Annotated in this window: 21 protein-coding genes; 9 read left to right on the forward strand and 12 right to left on the reverse strand. The window is 59.6% G+C overall.

Annotation, left to right across the window (positions count from 1 at the left end; all coding sequences use genetic code 11):
* Positions 1 to 667: 667 nt before the first annotated feature.
* The 6 genes from rluB to AEQ63_RS05525 form a co-directional block, all read right to left on the reverse strand.
* Positions 668 to 1,888, reverse strand: a complete 1,221-nt coding sequence (rluB, locus tag AEQ63_RS05500; protein WP_039761212.1) for a 23S rRNA pseudouridine(2605) synthase RluB — start codon at positions 1,886 to 1,888, stop codon at positions 668 to 670.
* Between the two features lie 143 nt (positions 1,889 to 2,031).
* Positions 2,032 to 2,223 (reverse strand): DUF1289 domain-containing protein, encoded by a 192-nt coding sequence (locus tag AEQ63_RS05505; protein WP_016771121.1) that lies wholly within the window; start codon positions 2,221 to 2,223, stop codon positions 2,032 to 2,034.
* Positions 2,224 to 2,367: 144 nt separating this feature from the next.
* Complete coding sequence (scpB, locus tag AEQ63_RS05510) at positions 2,368 to 3,327, reverse strand: SMC-Scp complex subunit ScpB (RefSeq protein WP_064362077.1); 960 nt, start codon at positions 3,325 to 3,327, stop codon at positions 2,368 to 2,370.
* Positions 3,328 to 3,338: 11 nt separating this feature from the next.
* Entirely contained in the window at positions 3,339 to 4,037 is a 699-nt protein-coding gene (locus AEQ63_RS05515) for a segregation and condensation protein A (RefSeq protein WP_172828192.1), read from the reverse strand.
* Between the two features lie 123 nt (positions 4,038 to 4,160).
* Positions 4,161 to 4,790, reverse strand: coding sequence for an L-threonylcarbamoyladenylate synthase (locus tag AEQ63_RS05520; RefSeq protein WP_016771124.1), 630 nt, complete (start codon positions 4,788 to 4,790; stop codon positions 4,161 to 4,163).
* Positions 4,791 to 4,803: 13 nt separating this feature from the next.
* Positions 4,804 to 5,667, reverse strand: a complete 864-nt coding sequence (locus AEQ63_RS05525) for a PHP domain-containing protein (RefSeq protein WP_064362078.1) — start codon at positions 5,665 to 5,667, stop codon at positions 4,804 to 4,806.
* Between the two features lie 87 nt (positions 5,668 to 5,754).
* On the opposite strand from AEQ63_RS05525, the gene AEQ63_RS05530 reads away from it, so the two are divergent.
* The 4 genes from AEQ63_RS05530 (at position 5,755) to AEQ63_RS05545 (ending at position 7,927) form a co-directional block, all read left to right on the forward strand.
* Positions 5,755 to 6,351 (forward strand): septation protein A, encoded by a 597-nt coding sequence (locus tag AEQ63_RS05530; protein ID WP_042607495.1) that lies wholly within the window; start codon positions 5,755 to 5,757, stop codon positions 6,349 to 6,351.
* 1 nt (position 6,352) lies between these two features.
* Entirely contained in the window at positions 6,353 to 6,652 is a 300-nt protein-coding gene (locus AEQ63_RS05535) for a YciI family protein (RefSeq protein WP_064362079.1), read from the forward strand.
* A 179-nt stretch (positions 6,653 to 6,831) separates the two neighbouring features.
* Positions 6,832 to 7,242, forward strand: coding sequence for a translation initiation factor 2 (locus tag AEQ63_RS05540; protein ID WP_016771128.1), 411 nt, complete (start codon positions 6,832 to 6,834; stop codon positions 7,240 to 7,242).
* A gap of 7 nt (positions 7,243 to 7,249) precedes the next feature.
* Positions 7,250 to 7,927: a response regulator transcription factor gene (locus tag AEQ63_RS05545; protein WP_064362080.1), complete on the forward strand. Its 678-nt coding sequence runs from the start codon at positions 7,250 to 7,252 to the stop codon at positions 7,925 to 7,927.
* 161 nt (positions 7,928 to 8,088) lie between these two features.
* On the opposite strand, the gene AEQ63_RS05550 is transcribed toward AEQ63_RS05545, so the two are convergent.
* The 3 genes from AEQ63_RS05550 to AEQ63_RS27070 all read right to left on the reverse strand — a co-directional run bounded on the left by AEQ63_RS05550 (position 8,089) and on the right by AEQ63_RS27070 (position 9,747).
* Positions 8,089 to 8,448 carry a hypothetical protein gene (locus AEQ63_RS05550; RefSeq protein ID WP_223259156.1) on the reverse strand — a complete coding sequence of 120 codons (360 nt, stop codon included), beginning with the start codon at positions 8,446 to 8,448 and terminating at the stop codon, positions 8,089 to 8,091.
* 94 nt (positions 8,449 to 8,542) lie between these two features.
* A complete protein-coding gene (locus AEQ63_RS27745) occupies positions 8,543 to 9,241 on the reverse strand; it encodes a hypothetical protein (RefSeq protein ID WP_116659053.1) in 699 nt (232 codons plus the stop codon).
* Entirely contained in the window at positions 9,241 to 9,747 is a 507-nt protein-coding gene (locus tag AEQ63_RS27070) for a PAAR domain-containing protein (protein WP_065617423.1), read from the reverse strand. Before AEQ63_RS27070 ends, AEQ63_RS27745 begins: the two co-directional genes overlap by 1 nt.
* A gap of 322 nt (positions 9,748 to 10,069) precedes the next feature.
* On the opposite strand from AEQ63_RS27070, the gene AEQ63_RS05560 reads away from it, so the two are divergent.
* Together AEQ63_RS05560 and AEQ63_RS05565 are read left to right on the forward strand one after the other, a co-directional pair.
* Positions 10,070 to 10,522 carry a Spy/CpxP family protein refolding chaperone gene (locus AEQ63_RS05560; protein WP_042607494.1) on the forward strand — a complete coding sequence of 151 codons (453 nt, stop codon included), beginning with the start codon at positions 10,070 to 10,072 and terminating at the stop codon, positions 10,520 to 10,522.
* Positions 10,523 to 10,695: 173 nt separating this feature from the next.
* Complete coding sequence (locus tag AEQ63_RS05565; protein WP_064362082.1) at positions 10,696 to 12,036, forward strand: sensor histidine kinase; 1,341 nt, start codon at positions 10,696 to 10,698, stop codon at positions 12,034 to 12,036.
* 233 nt (positions 12,037 to 12,269) lie between these two features.
* Here the strand turns inward: AEQ63_RS05565 and AEQ63_RS05570 are convergent, their stop codons facing one another.
* Positions 12,270 to 12,836, reverse strand: a complete 567-nt coding sequence (locus AEQ63_RS05570) for a nitroreductase family protein (protein WP_064362083.1) — start codon at positions 12,834 to 12,836, stop codon at positions 12,270 to 12,272.
* A 121-nt stretch (positions 12,837 to 12,957) separates the two neighbouring features.
* On the opposite strand from AEQ63_RS05570, the gene AEQ63_RS05575 reads away from it, so the two are divergent.
* Complete coding sequence (locus AEQ63_RS05575; protein ID WP_042607491.1) at positions 12,958 to 14,412, forward strand: TrkH family potassium uptake protein; 1,455 nt, start codon at positions 12,958 to 12,960, stop codon at positions 14,410 to 14,412.
* On the opposite strand, the gene AEQ63_RS05580 is transcribed toward AEQ63_RS05575, so the two are convergent.
* Positions 14,369 to 15,430: an AraC family transcriptional regulator gene (locus AEQ63_RS05580; protein WP_201784914.1), complete on the reverse strand. Its 1,062-nt coding sequence runs from the start codon at positions 15,428 to 15,430 to the stop codon at positions 14,369 to 14,371. The two genes, AEQ63_RS05575 and AEQ63_RS05580, sit on opposite strands and share 44 nt — an antisense overlap.
* 165 nt (positions 15,431 to 15,595) lie before the next feature.
* Between AEQ63_RS05580 and AEQ63_RS05585 the strand changes: the two genes are divergently transcribed.
* Entirely contained in the window at positions 15,596 to 15,907 is a 312-nt protein-coding gene (locus AEQ63_RS05585) for a DUF962 domain-containing protein (protein WP_042607489.1), read from the forward strand.
* 14 nt (positions 15,908 to 15,921) lie between these two features.
* The gene (locus AEQ63_RS05590; RefSeq protein WP_042607488.1) at positions 15,922 to 16,512 is read left to right on the forward strand and encodes an HD domain-containing protein; all 591 of its coding nucleotides are present in this window, start codon (positions 15,922 to 15,924) and stop codon (positions 16,510 to 16,512) included.
* 111 nt (positions 16,513 to 16,623) lie between these two features.
* On the opposite strand, the gene AEQ63_RS05595 is transcribed toward AEQ63_RS05590, so the two are convergent.
* Positions 16,624 to 17,439, reverse strand: coding sequence for a UDP-2,3-diacylglucosamine diphosphatase (locus AEQ63_RS05595; RefSeq protein ID WP_025110572.1), 816 nt, complete (start codon positions 17,437 to 17,439; stop codon positions 16,624 to 16,626).
* Between the last annotated feature and the right edge of the window lie 176 nt (positions 17,440 to 17,615).

Consider the following 17,615-nt stretch of genomic DNA (forward strand, 5'->3'; position numbering starts at 1 on the left):
ACCCGCCTGATCAGCGTGTCGGTTGCCGGGATTGCGTGTGTCCGCCTCGATCGTCTCGAGCGGCTGCAAAATATGAGTCAGGCCTTTGCGGGCCATCGACGGGGACGAGGAAAAAACCGTCCCACGGGGAGAAGTGGAAATCAGTCGCGGCGTTCATTGCGCCTCCTTCTTGTTATTGGCCTGCACAACAGGCATGCCGCGCATCACACCTCGCCTGAACAACGGAAACAAGCGCCCCGGAGCCTCACGCAGCACCAGATCGAATGGCGTACGGAAGCTTTTCCTTACAACCGCACGCAACGCGTGAAACCACCGTATAGATCGCACCGAACCGTCAGCTTTTCTTTACAACCCGTAACGTAAATTTTCCGAATCAGAAATTTCTGAAGGATGTCTGCGTCTTGACGGTAGCTAGCTTGCTATCGGCCGGTGTTCGACGGACGATTCGTGTTCCAGCCTCCGCATGAGCCCTGTAGGAGCTGACGAGTGAAACGAGGCTGCGATCTTTTGATCTTGAAAATCAACATCAAAAGATCGCAGCCTCGTTTCACTCGTCAGCTCCTACGGGTGAGCGCACCGCATATGAGAGCCAGAAAAAAAAACGCCAACCCTGAGGTTGGCGTTTTTTCTTCAGCTTGCAGGTTGCAGCTAGAAACTCACAGCTGCCTCACTCCGGCTTCTTGCGTCCGAAACCCGGGCGCTGGCCCGAGCCGGCCGGTGCGCCGCGGCGCTTGCCCGATGGCTTGTCGCCGTCGACCAGTTTGATCCCCGGGCGCTTTGGCGCAGGCTTGGCCGGGCGCTTGTTGGTGGTATCGGCCGGGCGATCCGCTACTGGCGTACCGCGACCGGCAGGAGCGCCGCGTTCGCCACGCTCAGTACGGCCATTGGCTGGACGCGGTGCGCGCTCGCCGTCTCGGGCAACCGGCTTGCGACCTGGACGCTCGCCTTCGATCTGCGGCTCGCGGCCCGGGCGTGGCCCGGTCGGTGCGCCAGCGGCTGGGCGCAGGGTGCGCACGCGCTCGGTCTTGGCCATTGGTCGCGACGATTTGCGCTGCATGCGCTCGAGCTTGTCCTTGCTCTTGGCGTTCAGCTGCGGCATTGCTACCGGCGTCAGGCCGACTTCGGCGCTGAGTACGTCGACTTCGTACTGGCTCATTTCGCGCCAGCGGCCCATCGGCAGGTCGGAGTTGAGGAACACCGGACCGAAACGCACGCGCTTCAAACGGCTGACCACCAGACCCTGCGATTCCCACAGACGCCGAACCTCGCGGTTACGCCCTTCCATGACCACGCAGTGGTACCAGTGGTTGAAGCCCTCACCGCCCGGGGCCTGTTGAATGTCGGTGAAACGCGCCGGACCGTCTTCGAGCACCACGCCAGCTTTCAGGCGTTCAATCATCTCGTCGTCGACTTCACCGCGTACACGCACAGCGTACTCACGGTCCATCTCGTAGGACGGGTGCATCAGACGGTTGGCCAGCTCACCGTCGGTGGTGAACATCAGCAGACCGGTGGTGTTGATGTCGAGACGGCCGATGTTGATCCAGCGACCTTCTTTCGGGCGCGGCAGCTTGTCGAACACGGTTGGACGGCCTTCCGGGTCGTCACGGGTGCAGATCTCGCCATCGGGCTTGTTGTACATGATCACGCGGCGCACCGATTCGGCGGCCTCTTCGCGCTTGATCACCTTGCCATCGATGGTGATGGCGTCGTGCATGTCGACACGCAGGCCAAGGGTGGCGTCTTTGCCATTGACCTTGATCCGGCCTTGGCTGATCCAGGCTTCGACGTCACGGCGCGAGCCGACGCCGATACGGGCGAGGACTTTCTGCAGCTTTTCGCCTGCTGGGCCGATTTCCTGGTCGTCTTTCTGATTGATGTCACTCATCTGGGCACCTCCCGGTGTGGTCTGTTCAGGCGACGCCTGAAGCATTGAAATCTGGGTATTCGGCCGAAGGGATCGGCGAAGGGTCGCGAATCATACGCGGATGTGCGCCGTCGCGCATCAGAGACTAGCTGATCGATTGCCAGTTATTTCTTTTTCCGCCGACCGGCACCGCCGAGTTTGATCAGGCGCAGCGCGGCTTCGGCCAGCACAGTGCGCTTGTCGTCCTTGTCGAGCTTTTTCCAGGCCTTGATCTCGCGCTTGCTGCGGCCACAGCCGAGGCAGATGTCGTCGCTGAATTTGCAGAGGCTGATGCAGGGGTCTTTGGTTGAGCTCATCGAGGTCTCCGGAAAAACACGAATCCATTGTAGGAGTGAGCCTGCTCGCGATAGCGGTGGGTCAGTCGACATCATCTTGTCAGTTACACCGCTATCGCGAGCAGGCTCACTCCTACAGGGAATGGCGGTGTTCCGGGAATCGGGTCAATCGTCGAATTCGCGCCGTTCGGCTTCGATGGCTTCGGCCAGGGCGCGGGCTTCGGCTTCTTCTTCGCTGAGTTCGGGTTCCGGCTGCTCGAGGGCGGCGACAGCGGCCAGAAGTTTTTCGCGGGCCTCGGCGACACCGAGAATGTCGTCTTCCGGTTCGGCGTCAGGCGCGGTCTCAAGTTCCACATCAATCGCGTGTTCGATGATCTCAGGCTCGGGCACCGGCGCTTCGCCATCCGCCGCATCGCGCAGCAAATCGTCGAAGTCGGTCTTGATCCCCTCCTCCATGCTGTCCAGTTCCAGCAGCAGGGAATGGAAGCTGGTTTCTTCCTTTTCCTCCTCGGGCTCGGCGCTGGCGTCGGCCAGTTCCTGCAGACTTTGCGGCACCGGCGCGTCGTCGAAATCGAGCACCGGCTCGGCTTCCATTTCGCGCAGTTCGGCCAGCGGCGGCAGGTCCTCGAGGTTTTTCAGGTTGAAGTGATCGAGAAACGCCTTGGTCGTGGCGAACATCGCCGGTTTGCCCGGCACGTCGCGATAGCCGACGACGCGGATCCACTCACGCTCAAGCAAGGTCTTGACGATGTTGCTGTTGACCGCGACGCCACGCACGTCTTCGATTTCGCCCCGGGTGATCGGTTGGCGATAGGCGATCAGCGCAATGGTTTCCAGCAAAGCACGAGAATAGCGCTGCGGGCGCTCTTCCCACAGCCGCCCGACCCACGGCGAAAACTTCTCGCGGATCTGCAAGCGATAGCCCGACGAGACTTCCTTGAGCTCAAACGCTCGGCCCTCGCAGGACTTGCCGAGCAGGGTCAGGGCTTTCTTGAAGACCGCCGGCTCCGGCCGCTCGCCTTCTTCGAACAGTTCAAACAGGCGCTCAAGGGATTGCGGCTTTCCCGAGGCCAACAGAAAGGCTTCAAGCAGGGGCGCCAGCTCGCGGGGTTCAGTCAGGTTCATGTAGGGACTCGTTATTCGGCTCGGGCTCGCACGTGGATCGCGGCGAACGGCTCATTCTGCACCAGCTCGACCAAGGATTCCTTGACCAGTTCAAGGATCGCCATAAAGGTCACCACCACACCCAGGCGACCTTCTTCAGCGGTGAACAGCTCGACAAACGGCACGAAGCCGCCACCTTTGAGCCGTTCCAGCACATCGCTCATGCGCTCGCGGGTGGACAGCGCCTCGCGACTGACCTGGTGGCTTTCGAACATGTCGCCACGGCGCAGCACTTCGGCCATGCACATCAGGATTTCTTCCAGCGCCACGTCCGGCAGCAGTTTACGCGCCCGTGCTTCCGGGGCATCGAGCTTGGGCACGATCACATCGCGACCGACCCGGCTCAGGCCATCGATACCTTCAGCGGCAGCCTTGAAGCGTTCGTATTCCTGCAAGCGGCGGATCAGTTCGGCGCGCGGGTCGTCTTCTTCGTCTTCGACGGTTTCCGCGCGCGGCAGGAGCATGCGCGACTTGATCTCGGCGAGCATCGCCGCCATCACCAGATACTCGGCGGCCAGTTCCAGACGCACCGACTGCATCAACTCGACGTAGCCCATGTACTGGCGGGTGATTTCCGCCACCGGGATGTCGAGGATGTTGATGTTCTGTTTGCGGATCAGGTACAGCAGCAGGTCGAGCGGGCCTTCGAAGGCTTCAAGAAAGACTTCCAGCGCATCCGGCGGGATGTACAGGTCCAGCGGCATTTCCATGACCGCCTGGCCATAGACCATGGCAAACGGCAGTTCCTGCTGAGCGCCGGCCTGGGGATCGACCACGGTTTCCACTGCGGACATTCAGGCCTCGACCATGAACGGCGTCGGATCGCCGCAACCGACGCGGACCACTTCCGGGTCGTCGCCGGTCAGGTCAATCACCGTCGACGCTTTGATGCCGCCGAAACCGCCGTCGATGATCAGATCGACCTGATGCTCAAGCAACTGGCGCATTTCGTACGGATCGCTCAGTGGGTCTTCGTCGCCGGGCATGATCAGCGTCACGCTCATCAGCGGCTCGCCGAGTTCGGCCAGCAGCGCCAGCGCAATCGGATGGCTGGGCACGCGCAGGCCGATGGTGCGTTTCTTCGGATGCAGCAACAGGCGCGGTACTTCGCGGGTGGCGTTGAGAATGAAGGTGTAAGGCCCCGGCAGATGCGCCTTGAGAATGCGGAAGGTGCCGGTGTCGATCTTGGCGTAGTTGCCCAGTTGCGACAGGTCGCTGCAGATCAGCGCGAAGTTATGCTTTTCATCGAGCTGGCGCAGACGTCGCACACGCTCGATGGCGGTCTTGTCGCCGATCTGGCAACCGATGGCGTAGGACGAGTCCGTGGGATAAATCACCACCCCGCCCTTGCGGATGATCTCGACCGCCTGTTTGATCAGGCGCGCTTGCGGGTTTTCCGGATGTATCTGGAAAAATTGACTCACATTCTCTACCTGTTCAGACGGCGGCAATATCTGTGTCATGTTTGAACCGACACCACAGGGGTGGAAGGTCCTCGGGAACCGGCCGGTACTGGCCGATCTCGGACCAGCCGCCAGGGCCATGGAAGTCACTGCCGGCGCTGACCAGCAGACCGAACTCACGGGCAAGGATCGCCAGGCTGCCCACCTGTTCCGCAGGCTGGTGGCCATTGACCACCTCGATTGCATGCCCGCCTGCTTGAATATAGTCGGCAATCAGCTTTCGGCGTTTGCTGCGGGTGAAATCGTAGTGCCAGGGATGCGCCAGACTGACCCAGGCACCGGCGGCGCGCAGGGTGCCGACGGTGTCTTCCAGGGTCGGCCAGTGCAGCTTGACGTCGCCGAGCTTGCCGGCGCCGAGCCATTTGCGAAACGCCTCGGCGCGATCCTTCACAAAACCTTCACGCACCATCCAGTCGGCGAAATGCGGACGGGCCGGCGCGTTGCCGCTGCCGCCCAGCTCCTGCTGGATCTGCCGGGCGCCCTCAATGGCGCCGGGCATGCCCTTGAGGGCGAGCTTGCGGCTTATTTCTTCCGACCGCAGCCAGCGGCCATCGTGCAGTTTCGCGATCGCCTCGACCAACGGCGCGGCGTTGACGTCGAAACCGTAGCCCAACACATGAATGGTCGCCCCGCCCCAGGTGCAGGACAATTCGACGCCGTTGACCAGCTGCATGCCCAGCGCGGTGGCCGCCGTCCGCGCTTCGGCGAGGCCTTCGAGGGTGTCGTGGTCGGTCAACGCCAGGACCCGCACGCCGTTCTCGAACGCACGCGCAACCAGAACCGCAGGCGCCAGGGCGCCGTCGGAGGCCGTGCTGTGGCAGTGCAAATCAACATTCACTGGGAGTTGTAACCTCAAATCAGCTGGCGCTATCGCGCGCCCGTATGTTTGTTATTATGCCGCCACATCCAGCTTCTGGCTCTCACTGTGAAACAATTCATCGATTTCATCCCGCTTCTGCTGTTCTTCATCGTTTACAAACTTGATCCACGGGTCGTCGACATTGCCGGCCAGCAAGTGACCGTAGGCGGTATCTACAGCGCCACGGCGATGCTGATCATCAGCTCCCTGGTGGTGTACGGCGCGCTGTTCATCAAGCAGCGCAAGCTGGAAAAGAGCCAATGGCTGACGCTCATCGCCTGCCTGGTATTCGGTAGCCTGACGCTGGCCTTCCACAGCGAAACCTTCCTGAAATGGAAAGCGCCGGTGGTCAACTGGCTGTTCGCTGCGGCTTTCATCGGCAGCCACTTCATCGGTGATCGCCTGCTGATCAAGCGCATCATGGGCCACGCGCTGACGCTGCCGGATCCTGTGTGGACCCGTCTGAACATCGCCTGGATCGCCTTCTTTCTGTTCTGCGGCGCCGCCAACCTGTTCGTCGCCTTCACCTTCCAGAGCATCTGGGTCGACTTCAAGGTGTTCGGCAGCCTGGGCATGACCGTGCTGTTCCTGGTTGCACAGGGCATCTACCTGTCGCGTCATCTGCATGACACCGATACCACAACGCCAAAAACCGAGGACTGACATGCTCTACGCCATCATTGCCACCGACGTTGCCAACTCGCTCGAAGCCCGTCTGTCCGCGCGCCCGGCGCATCTGGAACGCCTGCAAGCGCTCAAGGGCGAAGGCCGGATCGTGCTGGCCGGCCCGCATCCGGCGGTCGACAGCAATGATCCGGGCGCAGCGGGTTTCACCGGCAGCCTGATCGTCGCCGAGTTCGACTCCCTCAGCGCTGCCCAGGCCTGGGCCGACGCCGATCCGTACATCGCCGCTGGCGTCTATGCCAACGTGACCGTCAAACCGTTCAAGCAAGTCCTGCCTTAAGAAGCAAGAGAAAACCTGTGGCAAGGGAGCAAGCTCCCTCGCCACAGTTTCAACATGTGCCATCCCTCGGCACTGCTCGCGGCACTGAACCTTCTCGGTTCATCACGCTCTCAATCGCTCATTATTCTCGTTTGCCTGCCGACAACCTGCCCAATATCCATTTGGAAACAGGTGTCGCGATGCGCAAGGGTCCGTTGTGTCTGATGTTGCTCACGTTGTCGATCATGGCGCCCGCCCATGGTGAGGAAACCACCGAAAGCGGCAGCTCCACGCCATTGTCACTGAGCGCCGGCAGCCAGATCACCGAGCTGCAACAGCGGCTCAAGGCCAGTGAACAGCAGCGCGAAGAACTGAACAAACAACTGCAGAATGCCGACAACACTCGCGAAAGCGCCCAGCTTGCCCGGTTGCGCCAGGAGAACCAGCGTCTGAAGCTGCAACTCAAGGAAGCCCAGGCCAGCCCGTTGCCGCGTTTGCTGACCGATCAACAGCAGTGGTTCGTCACTGGCGCCGGGGTAGCGCTATTGGCGCTGCTCTGCGGTATCTTTGCCAGTGGTGCAAGCCGAAAACGTCGGCAATGGCTAAATTGAGTGAGTCATGAGCGAGCTGTTACTGATTGATGATGACCAGGAGTTGTGCGAACTCCTGAGTAGCTGGTTGAGCCAGGAAGGCTTCCAGGTGCGCGCCTGCCACGATGGCCAGAGCGCCCACAAGGCGTTGGCCGAAACCGCCCCGGCGGCGGTGGTGCTGGACGTTATGCTGCCCGACGGCAGCGGTCTGGAACTGCTCAAGCAATTGCGCAACGACCATGCGGACCTGCCGGTGCTGATGCTGTCGGCGCGTGGCGAACCGCTGGACCGCATCCTCGGCCTCGAACTGGGTGCCGACGATTATCTGGCCAAACCCTGTGACCCACGCGAACTCACTGCACGCCTGCGCGCCGTGTTGCGCCGCAGCCACCCGGCGGCCGTATCGACGCAGCTTGAGCTGGGTGATCTGAGTTTCAGCCCGGTGCGCGGCGTGGTCAGCATCGACGAAAAAGAACTGACCCTCACCGTCTCCGAGAGCCGCCTGCTCGAAGCCCTGCTCAAGCAGCCCGGCGAGCCGCTGGACAAACAGGAACTGGCGCAACTGGCCCTTGGCCGCAAGCTGACCCTGTACGACCGCAGCCTCGACATGCACGTCAGCAACCTGCGCAAAAAAATCGGCCCCCACCCCGACGGCCGCCCGCGCATCGTTGCGCTGCGTAGTCGGGGTTATTACTACAGCCTATAAGACCTGCGCCTTGTAGGAGTGAGCCGCACGCGATGGCGGTGTGTCAGTCAACACATTCTTGTATAGCGCGCCGCCATCGCGAGCAGGCTCACTCCTACAGAGGGGTATCTGATCGTTTCCACGCTCTGTAGGGAATGCAGCCGTCGGTGACTTTGCAGTGGTTAATCGGGCATCGAACGAATAATGTCGGCCAAATCGTCCTTGGTTATCTCGTTGGCCTTAATGGCAGCGGCAATGTCTTTTTTGGAAAGTGGAAAACGCTTGAAAATTTCTTGCAAAGTATTCGCATCAACATTTGCCAGCCAGAGCGGATCAATGAAAGAACCGCCATACTCAGGCTTCATCGGTACTTCTTCGTGGGCAATCGTACCCTTATGGTTGAGATACACCACATAACGATCATGCCCTTCAGGAAAGCTTTTATCGTGATATAGCGTAGTACCCTGCGGCAGCACGTAGTAATTCTCGTCGCCGTTTGGACCCTCGATCAGCAACGGTTCTTTAGTTTTGATCATCTTCATATCGTGCCCCTTCGCATTATCATCAAAAATCAGAAAAGCCAAAAAAATCGCATTGACGGTTAAAGCTACTGCCGCCAGGCATAGGCCGAGTCGCTTATTTGTAAACGTTTTTCTTATCATAGGGTGCCTCGGCATTTGCTTCGAGCATGGCTTGCAAGTCCGCAGGCATGAAGATCCCATCCTGCGGACTATTTTGCGTACGCGCGGCCTGCCGTTCGATGAAAGAAAGACCTCGCATTTCGTTATATTTCGAAGGGTTGTACAAAATAGACTTACCTGAAACCTTTGCTCCTGCAATCGTCACTGTTGTGCAGTTATTCGTGGTCGGGTGATAGTTTGAAGGAAGGACATAACGTGCTGACGAAGCTGTTTTTCTCCTCTGCTCTTTTTGCTGAGCGATAACAGCATCGAAATGAGCGATCACAGCCTCAGCCTTTGCGTTATCCAAAAAATAAACAAAACCTGTCGTCGTACGTCCTAAGCTATTTTCACCAGAGATATAAGCCTTGAAAGAAGTCCAGACATTCAGAACGCCCTCACCCTCGCTATCAAACGTACCCCATGTCTTACCATAACGGCCAAAGTCGTAAGTGATATCTTTGCTACCCACCACTACATGTAAAGCTGCGTGTCCGAAAGGATGCTCTTCTTTATCGCGAGTGTAAGGGCCTCCCACCAGTATTTCCATATAGGCACCGGATACGACTACCTGGTTGGTCTTCGTTGTTTTCCCTGACACACCTGTGTTCTTTGCTGACTGTGTTGTGCTAGTAGATTGAGTGGGCTGAACCATTAAAGATGTTCCGTATCTTCAAGTTTCGGAAACTTTATGCTGCAATTTCCCCTAGGAACATTTGCAACATGCACAAAGCCATTTTCGTCAAGCAAGCCTGTCAACAAGGTGCCATCGGGGAGCGTCAATTCATACGCCTCGTTGGCGATAGGCTCACCTCTTTCGTTGAGCAACTGAAACTCAACGAAAGTCTTTTCTTTCAAAAATTCCGAGAAGAAGCTAATTGGAGCGCCACCACCAGACTCACCTACGAAGGTGTCGGGCGATCCAGCAGTAATCGTCGCTCCGCATGCCGTCAGGGAGCCAACATGGGCAACTTCTTTCCCCAAACCGAAAACATGGGGAGCGCCAGTCGTGATGGGATTGCTGCCGTGAATTGGGCAAGAGTAAATATCCCCAACCAAAGCCACGGGCATCGAATTCACAAAAATAGGACTTGATCCAGTCGTGATATTTCCGCCGTGACTCCCTGGATCTCCGAGCCTTGCGACCGGCTTTCCTGCCATCGTTTTTCTCCTTTGAACTTCACGATGAGCAGATGTTACCTCACTTTGATGACTGCTCAACGATCACTGTTCCCGTCCTTTCGCATCAACACCCTGCAGGGCGACTCTCAATTCAATGCGTATCTTCCTCAACTGCAAATCAGAAAGATCGCAGCCTTCAGCTCCTCCCACATTGCTACGCGGGTCATTCACATCAGTGTTTGTCAGTTCGGGTACGAAGCGTCTTTACCGAAGCTTTACGCTGCGCTGACCGCCGCTGACCTTGATCTGCGTAATCTGCACTCATCCGGAACGTACCGGGAACGAGAAAAGGAGATACACCATGCGCAAGACTCTTATCGCTCTGATGTTCGCTGCCGCTCTGCCAACCGTGGCCATGGCCATGCCGCAGGATGGCGGTCCGCTGGGTGGTCCGCTTGATGGCCCGCGCCACGGTGGTCAGATGCACGGCGGCATGCACGGCAAAGGCCCGTACAGCCAGCTCGACCTGACCCGCGAACAGCGCGAGCAGATCCGCAAGATCATGGGCGAGCAGATGCATGAGCGTAAGCAGGTGGTCGACAAGTACCTGGAAAAACTCTCGCCGGCCGACCAGAAAGCCATGAAGGACGAGATCGCGGCCAACCACAAGAAAGCCGAATCCGATGTCCGCGCACTGCTGAAACCCGAGCAACAGAAGCAGTTCGACGAGATCCAGAAAAAACGCGCCGAACGCCGCGCCGAATGGGCCGAGTTCAAGGCCTGGAAAGCGCAGCAGGCACAAAAGGCGCAATAATGGCTTGACCCTGGGCCCGACGACTCAAATCGTCGGGCCTGTTTTCATCGATCCAAATGCAGGAGTGAGCCTGCTCGCGATAGCGGTGTGTCAGTTGACAGATTTTTGTCTGACCCACCGCTATCGCGAGCAGGCTCACTCCTACAGGGTTTTGTGTTTTTTGAGGAGTTTCTGTGCGTTCACTGTTCTGGCGGATTCTTGCGAGCTTCTGGCTGGCCATCGCTCTGGTAGCCGGGCTGTCGATCCTGCTTGGGCACATGCTCAATCAGGACGCGTGGATACTCAGCCGCCATCCCGGCCTCAACACACTGGCGGCAGAATGGACCCAGACCTACGAGGCCCAGGGCGAAGAAGCGGCGCAGGACATCCTCGAACAACGCAAACGCCAGTATCACATCGACGTTCAGGTGCTCAACGAAACCGGCGACCCGGTGGTGCGTGGCACCTTCCCGCGTCGCGCCGCCGCGTTCGAAGCGCGGCAGAACAACGACGATCGCCGTCTGCCGTGGCGGCGTCTGACTGACGAGATCACCAGTGAGAAAACCGGTGACACCTACCTGTTCATCTACCGCATCCCGCACCCGGAACTCGACGCCTGGCACCGCGAAAGCCTGCTCTGGCCGCTGAGTGCGCTGGGCATTGCACTGGTGGTGCTGACCCTGTTCAGTTTGCTCGTGACCTTCTCCATCACCCGCCCGCTCAGTCGCTTGCGCGGCGCGGTGCATGATCTGGGACAGACCACTTATCAGCAGAACAGCCTGGCAAAACTGGCCAACCGACGCGACGAATTCGGCGTGCTCGCCACCGATTTCAACCGCATGGGCGCACGTCTGCAAAGTCTCATTGGCAGTCAGCGGCAGTTGCTGCGCGATGTCTCCCATGAATTGCGCTCACCTTTGGCGCGCCTGCGTATTGCCTTGGCCTTGGCCGAGCGCGCCAATCCTGAAGAACGCGAGAAACTGTGGCCACGGCTGACCCGTGAATGCGATCGGCTGGAGGCGTTGATCAGTGAAATCCTGGTGCTCGCGCGAGTCGATGCCGACAACGCCAGTGCTGAAGACGTGGACCTCAATGCACTGCTCGCCACGCTGCAAAAGGATGCGCAGTTGAGCTCGCCTGAACAGACCGTGCGCCTGCAAGCCGAGCCGCAGCTGAATCTCAAAGGCTGGCCAACGATGATCGAACGCGCCGTGGATAATCTGCTGCGCAACGCCCAGCGCTTCAACCCCAGCGATCAGCCGATCGAACTGCAGGCCTCGCGGCAGGGTGAACGGATTGTCATCAGCGTGCGCGACCACGGGCAGGGCGTGCAGGCGGAGCATCTGAGTCAGCTGGGCGAGCCGTTCTACCGAGCGCCGGGGCAGACGGCCGCCGGGCATGGCTTGGGACTGGCGATCGCCAAACGGGCGGCGGAACGGCATGGCGGCACGCTGACGCTGGCCAATCATGCGCAGGGCGGGTTTGTGGCGAGTCTGGAATTGCCCCTCGTACCGGGAGTCGTGGTCCAGCCCTGAAAAGCCCCTCACCCCAGCCCTCTCCCCGAGGGAGAGGGAGCTGACCGAGGTGTCTGGCGTGATGCATCGACGTGAAAGACCGGGTCGATTATGGATTCGCAGAAACACCACGTCCGGCATTTGAGGCGAATCTGGATCCAGCGAAGGCGGCTCAGGTCGGTGTAATTCCAAAGCATCCCCCAATCAGTTCCCTCTCCCTCCGGGAGAGGGCTAGGGTGAGGGGCTTTTGATCTTCAAGCCTTACCGGGCCAGGCGCTGACGAACTCAGCCAGATCGACCTTCTCTGCCACGCGCGGCTCTTTCTGCGGCGTACCAAGGTAGAGGAACGCAATGACTTCCTCGCCTTCCACCAGCCCCAACCCTTCGGCGACATGCTTCGAATACGCCAGATCCCCGGTGCGCCACACCGCACCAATCCCCTGCGCATACGCCGCCAGCAGAATGCCGTGGGCCGCGCAGCCCGCCGTGAGCAATTGCTCAGCCTTCGGATATTTCACGTGTTCCTGCAGTTTCGCGATCACCACAACCACCAGCGGCGCGCGCAACGGGCCATTGCGGGCCTTGTCGATCATCGCTTCAGTGACTTCGCCGCCCTGCTGGCGGGCCGCCTCGGCCAGCAGCTCGCCCATTTGTTCACGTGCCGCGCCTTCGACGGTCAAAAAGCGGTACGGCTGCAGATGCCCGTGATCCGGGGCGCGCAACGCTGCGCCGAACAGGGCTTCGCGCTGCTCGGCAGTGGGGGCCGGTTCGACCAGTCGGGGTACGGAAACACGGTTGAGCAACGCGTCGAGAGCCTGCATCGGCCACCTCCTTTGAAAAATGTGCGGCTATTCTAGCTGCAACTGCACAACGCCTGCCGGTTTACATGCCTTGCCCCGCAGGTAGAATGGCGCCCTTCTTCCACCAGCCCGAGCGGATTTCATGGCGTTGCCGACCTTACGGACCATTGGTTTCATCATCGGCATTTTCCTGATCACCCTGGCTGTGGCGATGGTCGTGCCGATGGCCACGCTGGTGATTTTCGAGCGCACCAGCGACCTGCCGTCCTTTCTCTGGGCGAGCATGATCACCTTCGTCGCCGGCCTCGCGCTGGTGATTCCCGGTCGACCGGAACACGTGCATCTGCGCCCGCGGGACATGTATCTGCTGACGGTCAGCAGCTGGTTGGTGGTGTGCATTTTCGCTGCGCTGCCGTTTCTGCTGACCCAGCACATCAGCTACACCGACTCGTTTTTCGAAAGCATGTCCGGCATTACCGCCACCGGTTCCACCGTGCTCAATCATCTGGACAGCATGTCCCCGGGCATCCTGATGTGGCGTTCGATGCTGCACTGGATCGGCGGCATCGGCTTTATCGGTATGGCGGTGGCGATTCTGCCGCTGCTGCGCATCGGTGGCATGCGCCTGTTCCAGACCGAATCTTCCGACCGCTCGGAAAAGGTCATGCCGCGTTCGCACATGGTGGCGCGGCTGATCGTGGCGGCCTATGTCGGCATCACCATTCTCGGCAGCCTGGCGTTCTGGTGGGCCGGGATGAGTCCGTTCGATGCAATCAACCACGCAATGTCGGCGATTTCCACCGGTGGTTTTTCGACCTCCGACCAGTCGCTGGCGAAGTGGACGCAACCGGCGGTGCACTGGGTGGCGATCGTCATCATGATTCTCGGCAGCCTGCCGTTCACCCTGTACGTCGCCACGCTGCGCGGCAATCGCAAGGCGTTGATCCGTGATCAACAGGTGCAGGGTTTACTGGCGATGTTGCTGGTGACCTGGCTGGTGCTCGGCACCTGGTACTGGTGGACCACCAAGCTGCATTGGCTGGAAGCACTGCGGCATGTGGCGCTGAACGTGACCTCGGTGGTCACCACCACCGGTTTTGCCCTGGGTGACTACAGCCTGTGGGGCAACTTCTCGCTGATGCTGTTTTTCTATCTGGGCTTTGTCGGCGGCTGTTCCGGCTCGACGGCAGGCGGGATCAAGATTTTCCGTTTCCAGGTCGCCTACATCCTGCTCAAGGCCAACCTTAATCAGCTGATCCACCCGCGCGCAGTGATCAAGCAGAAGTACAACGGTCACCGCCTCGACGAAGAAATCGTCCGCTCGATCCTGACCTTCTCGTTTTTCTTCGCTATCACCATCTGCGTGATCGCCCTGCTGCTGTCGCTCTTGGGTGTCGACTGGATGACCGCGCTGACCGGTGCCGCCAGCACCGTGTCTGGCGTCGGTCCGGGCCTGGGCGAAACCATCGGCCCGGCGGGCAACTTCGCCACCCTGCCGGATGCGGCCAAGTGGATCCTGTCGTTCGGCATGCTGCTCGGCCGACTGGAGATCATTACTGTGTTTGTGCTGTGTATTCCGGCGTTCTGGCGTCACTGACCGGGCTCGGTGCCTGTAGCAACCGCGCCCGGTAGTCGCCGGGCGTGGTGTCGAACCAGCGACGGAAAGCGCGGAAGAAATTGCTCGGATCGGCAAAGCCCAACAGGTAAGCAATCTCCAACAGGGTCATGCTCGGTTGCGCCAGATACTGCTCGGCGAGTTCGCGGCGAGTGTCATCGAGCAACTGCTGGAAACTGGTGCCCTCCTCCTGCAAACGACGCTGCAAAGTACGCTGCGACAGGTGCAAGGTCTGCGCCACGGTGTCGCGTTTGGGCTCGCCCTGAGGCAGCAAGCGGCACAGCACCTGCCGCGCCCGATGTGTCACGCGACTCTCGGAAAAACGCGCCAGATACTCCCCGGCAAACCGGTCATGCAACAGCGCCATGGCTTCGTTGGCGGTTGGCAGCGGCGCCTCCATATCGGCACGTTCGAAGATCAACGCATCGTAAGGCGCACCGAACACCAATGGCGCGTGGAAGGCTTCTTTGTAAGGTTGCAGATTGGCAGGCTCATTGCCCTGGATCAGCACTTTGAGCGGATGCAGCGGGCGCCCGGTCAGCCAGCCGCACAGCGCCAGTGCGCAGGCCAGTGACGCTTCGGCACTCTGCCGGGTCGGCGGCAGATGATCGCCGTGCACGGTGAGGATCAGCGCGTACCCCTCATCGAGCAGGCGAAAACTCAGGTCGGCGCTTTCGGCAATGATGCGTTGATAGCGCACCAGACGCTGGAAGCCTTCCGCCAGCGTATTGCTCGACATCAGTGCGTAGCCGGCGACATGAAACGAGGCCGGGCGCACCACTTTGCCCATGTTCAGGCCGATCGCCGGGTTGCCGGAGACCTCCACCGCGCGCTGCCAGAGCCGGGTCATGGAGTCCTGCGGGAAACGCGCATCCGGATCGTCGAGGGCACTGAAATCCAGCCCCAGTTGCTTGAACAGAACCCGGCAATCCAGGCCGTCCATTTCCAGTGCTTTGACTATCCCCATCGCCCAGCTTGCAGAGGTCGTTCGTTCGCTCATGGTTGTTATTCTTTTACATGACGGGCTGCAGGTGACCGCCCTATTTGCGAAGGATACTAAAGTGGCGCCGATTGTCACTGGCCCACGCCAATGATCACTCTAGACTCAAATAAGCTCCCCGCCGAACAACTTGTCGCCAGAATAATCACCACAGAGATAGCGGTCGTGGAAAACATCAAGCGGTTCAACAGCTTCGCCGAGTTCTACCCGTATTACCTCGCCGAGCACAGCAACAGCACCTGCCGTCGCCTGCATTTCATCGGCACCTCTCTGGTCATCTTCATTCTCGCCCTGAGCATCGCCAAGGGCGCGTGGCTGCTGTTGCTGGCGTTGCCGCTGGCCGGTTACAGCTTTGCCTGGATCGGCCATTTCTTTTTCGAGAAGAACCGCCCGGCGACCTTTCAGCACCCGCTGTACAGCCTGCTCGGCGATTTCGTCATGTACCGCGACATGATTCTCGGTCGCGTGGCGTTTTGAATAAGGGTCTACCAATGAATGCCCATGCTCGCTTCACCCATATGCAGGACGGCACCGAGGAAGACTGGGCGATCATCGCCGCCGATTTCAGTGCCTATGCCAAGCAGCTGCCGTCGCGGATCCTCGCACATTTGCAACTGCTCGAAGGCGACTTCGGCGGTTTCCCGGTGGATCGCCTGACCCACTCGCTGCAAACCGCGACCCGTGCCTTTCGCGACGGGCGTGATGAGGAATACGTGGTCTGTGCACTGTTGCATGACATTGGCGACACCCTCGGCTCGTACAACCATCCAGACATCGCCGCAGCGATTCTGAAGCCGTTCGTCAGTGCGGAAAACCTGTGGATGGTGGAGAAACACGGGATCTTTCAGGGCTATTACTTCTTTCATCACCTGGGCATGGATCGACACCTGCGCGAGCAGTTCAAGGACCATCCGCAGTTCCACGCCACCGCCGAATTCTGCGCTAAATACGACGCGGCGGCGTTTGATCCGGGGTATGACACGTTGCCGCTGAGTTTCTTCGAGCCGATGATGGAAAGGCTGTTTGCGCAGCCAAAGAACTCGATTTACAAAGCTGCGATGCAAGAACATAGCCCAGCCTGAAAACACCTGTGGGAGCGAGCCTGCTCGCGAAAGCGCTGTATCAGGCACAGAAGTTTTGTCTGACACTACGCCTTCGCGAGCAGGCTCGCTCCCACAGGGTATCTCTTTCGCTCAGGCGATCTCGGCAACTTTGGCAGCTTTCAATTCCGCCTCCCGCGCCTGGGCATCCGCCAGCCGATACAGCTCGATCGTGCCGTCCCAATGCTCGATCAACGCCGTGCACGATTCGACCCAATCGCCGCAATTGAGGTAATCCACCTCGCCGACCTTGCGGATCTCGGCATGATGGATATGTCCGCAGACCACGCCATGCAATTCGCGCTTCACACATTCGTGCGCAATGGCTTCTTCAAAGTCGCTGATGAAACTGACGGCGGTCTTCACCTTGTGCTTCAGATACGCCGACAGCGACCAGTAACCGTAGCCGTAACGGGCGCGCCAGTGATTGAGCCAACGGTTGAGGGTCAGGGTGAATTCGTAGGCCGAGTCACCGAGAAAGGCCAGCCAGCGGTGATAGCGAGTGATCACATCGAACTGATCGCCGTGGATCACCAGCAAATGCCGGCCATCGGCGGTGACATGCACCGCCTCGTCGACCAACTGGATATTGCCCAGAATCAGCTTCGAATAGCGCCGCAGAAATTCGTCATGGTTGCCGGTGACGTAAATCACCTCGGTGCCGCGCTTGCTCATGGTCAGCAGCCGGCGGATGACGTTGGTGTGCGCTTGCGGCCAGTACATGCCACCGCGCAGTTTCCAGCCGTCGATAATGTCCCCGACCAGATAGATCTTGTCGGCATGGTAGCCCTTGAGGAATTGCGACAAATGCTCGGCCTGACAATCCCGCGTGCCCAGGTGCACATCGGAGATCCACAGGGTTCGCACCCGTTGTTTGCGACTGGGTCTGGCGAGCTCGGCGCTGGTCATGGGCAACCCTCTGCGATGTTTTCGCCAGCTTGCGCGCGCACCGTTAATCGACCGTGACAGATGCGCGTCAGTCGTGTGACAGCCGTTGTCTTCAGCTGATTGACGAATCGGACGACAGACGCGACGGCGCCAGCCCTTTAGACTGGCGCTCTTTTGATGATCGTTCCCACGCTCCT

It is taken from the genome of Pseudomonas sp. RIT-PI-o (genome assembly GCF_001297215.1).
In the GTDB taxonomy this organism is placed as follows: Bacteria; Pseudomonadota; Gammaproteobacteria; order Pseudomonadales; family Pseudomonadaceae; genus Aquipseudomonas; species Aquipseudomonas moraviensis_A.

Excerpts from the sequence above, each read along its gene's own strand:
- AEQ63_RS05570 (WP_064362083.1), bottom strand. The coding sequence starts at position 12,836 with ATGCAGGCTCTCGACGCGTTGCTCAACCGTGTTTCCGTACCCCGACTG.
- AEQ63_RS05545 (WP_064362080.1), top strand. The coding sequence starts at position 7,250 with ATGAGCGAGCTGTTACTGATTGATGATGACCAGGAGTTGTGCGAACTC.
- AEQ63_RS05535 (WP_064362079.1), top strand. The coding sequence starts at position 6,353 with ATGCTCTACGCCATCATTGCCACCGACGTTGCCAACTCGCTCGAAGCC.
- AEQ63_RS05595 (WP_025110572.1), bottom strand. The coding sequence starts at position 17,439 with ATGACCAGCGCCGAGCTCGCCAGACCCAGTCGCAAACAACGGGTGCGA.
- AEQ63_RS27745 (WP_116659053.1), bottom strand. The coding sequence starts at position 9,241 with ATGGTTCAGCCCACTCAATCTACTAGCACAACACAGTCAGCAAAGAAC.
- AEQ63_RS05575 (WP_042607491.1), top strand. The coding sequence starts at position 12,958 with ATGGCGTTGCCGACCTTACGGACCATTGGTTTCATCATCGGCATTTTC.
- AEQ63_RS27070 (WP_065617423.1), bottom strand. The coding sequence starts at position 9,747 with ATGGCAGGAAAGCCGGTCGCAAGGCTCGGAGATCCAGGGAGTCACGGC.
- AEQ63_RS05560 (WP_042607494.1), top strand. The coding sequence starts at position 10,070 with ATGCGCAAGACTCTTATCGCTCTGATGTTCGCTGCCGCTCTGCCAACC.
- rluB (WP_039761212.1), bottom strand. The coding sequence starts at position 1,888 with ATGAGTGACATCAATCAGAAAGACGACCAGGAAATCGGCCCAGCAGGC.
- AEQ63_RS05540 (WP_016771128.1), top strand. The coding sequence starts at position 6,832 with ATGCGCAAGGGTCCGTTGTGTCTGATGTTGCTCACGTTGTCGATCATG.
- AEQ63_RS05590 (WP_042607488.1), top strand. The coding sequence starts at position 15,922 with ATGAATGCCCATGCTCGCTTCACCCATATGCAGGACGGCACCGAGGAA.
- scpB (WP_064362077.1), bottom strand. The coding sequence starts at position 3,327 with ATGAACCTGACTGAACCCCGCGAGCTGGCGCCCCTGCTTGAAGCCTTT.
- AEQ63_RS05505 (WP_016771121.1), bottom strand. The coding sequence starts at position 2,223 with ATGAGCTCAACCAAAGACCCCTGCATCAGCCTCTGCAAATTCAGCGAC.
- AEQ63_RS05580 (WP_201784914.1), bottom strand. The coding sequence starts at position 15,430 with ATGAGCGAACGAACGACCTCTGCAAGCTGGGCGATGGGGATAGTCAAA.
- AEQ63_RS05550 (WP_223259156.1), bottom strand. The coding sequence starts at position 8,448 with ATGAAGATGATCAAAACTAAAGAACCGTTGCTGATCGAGGGTCCAAAC.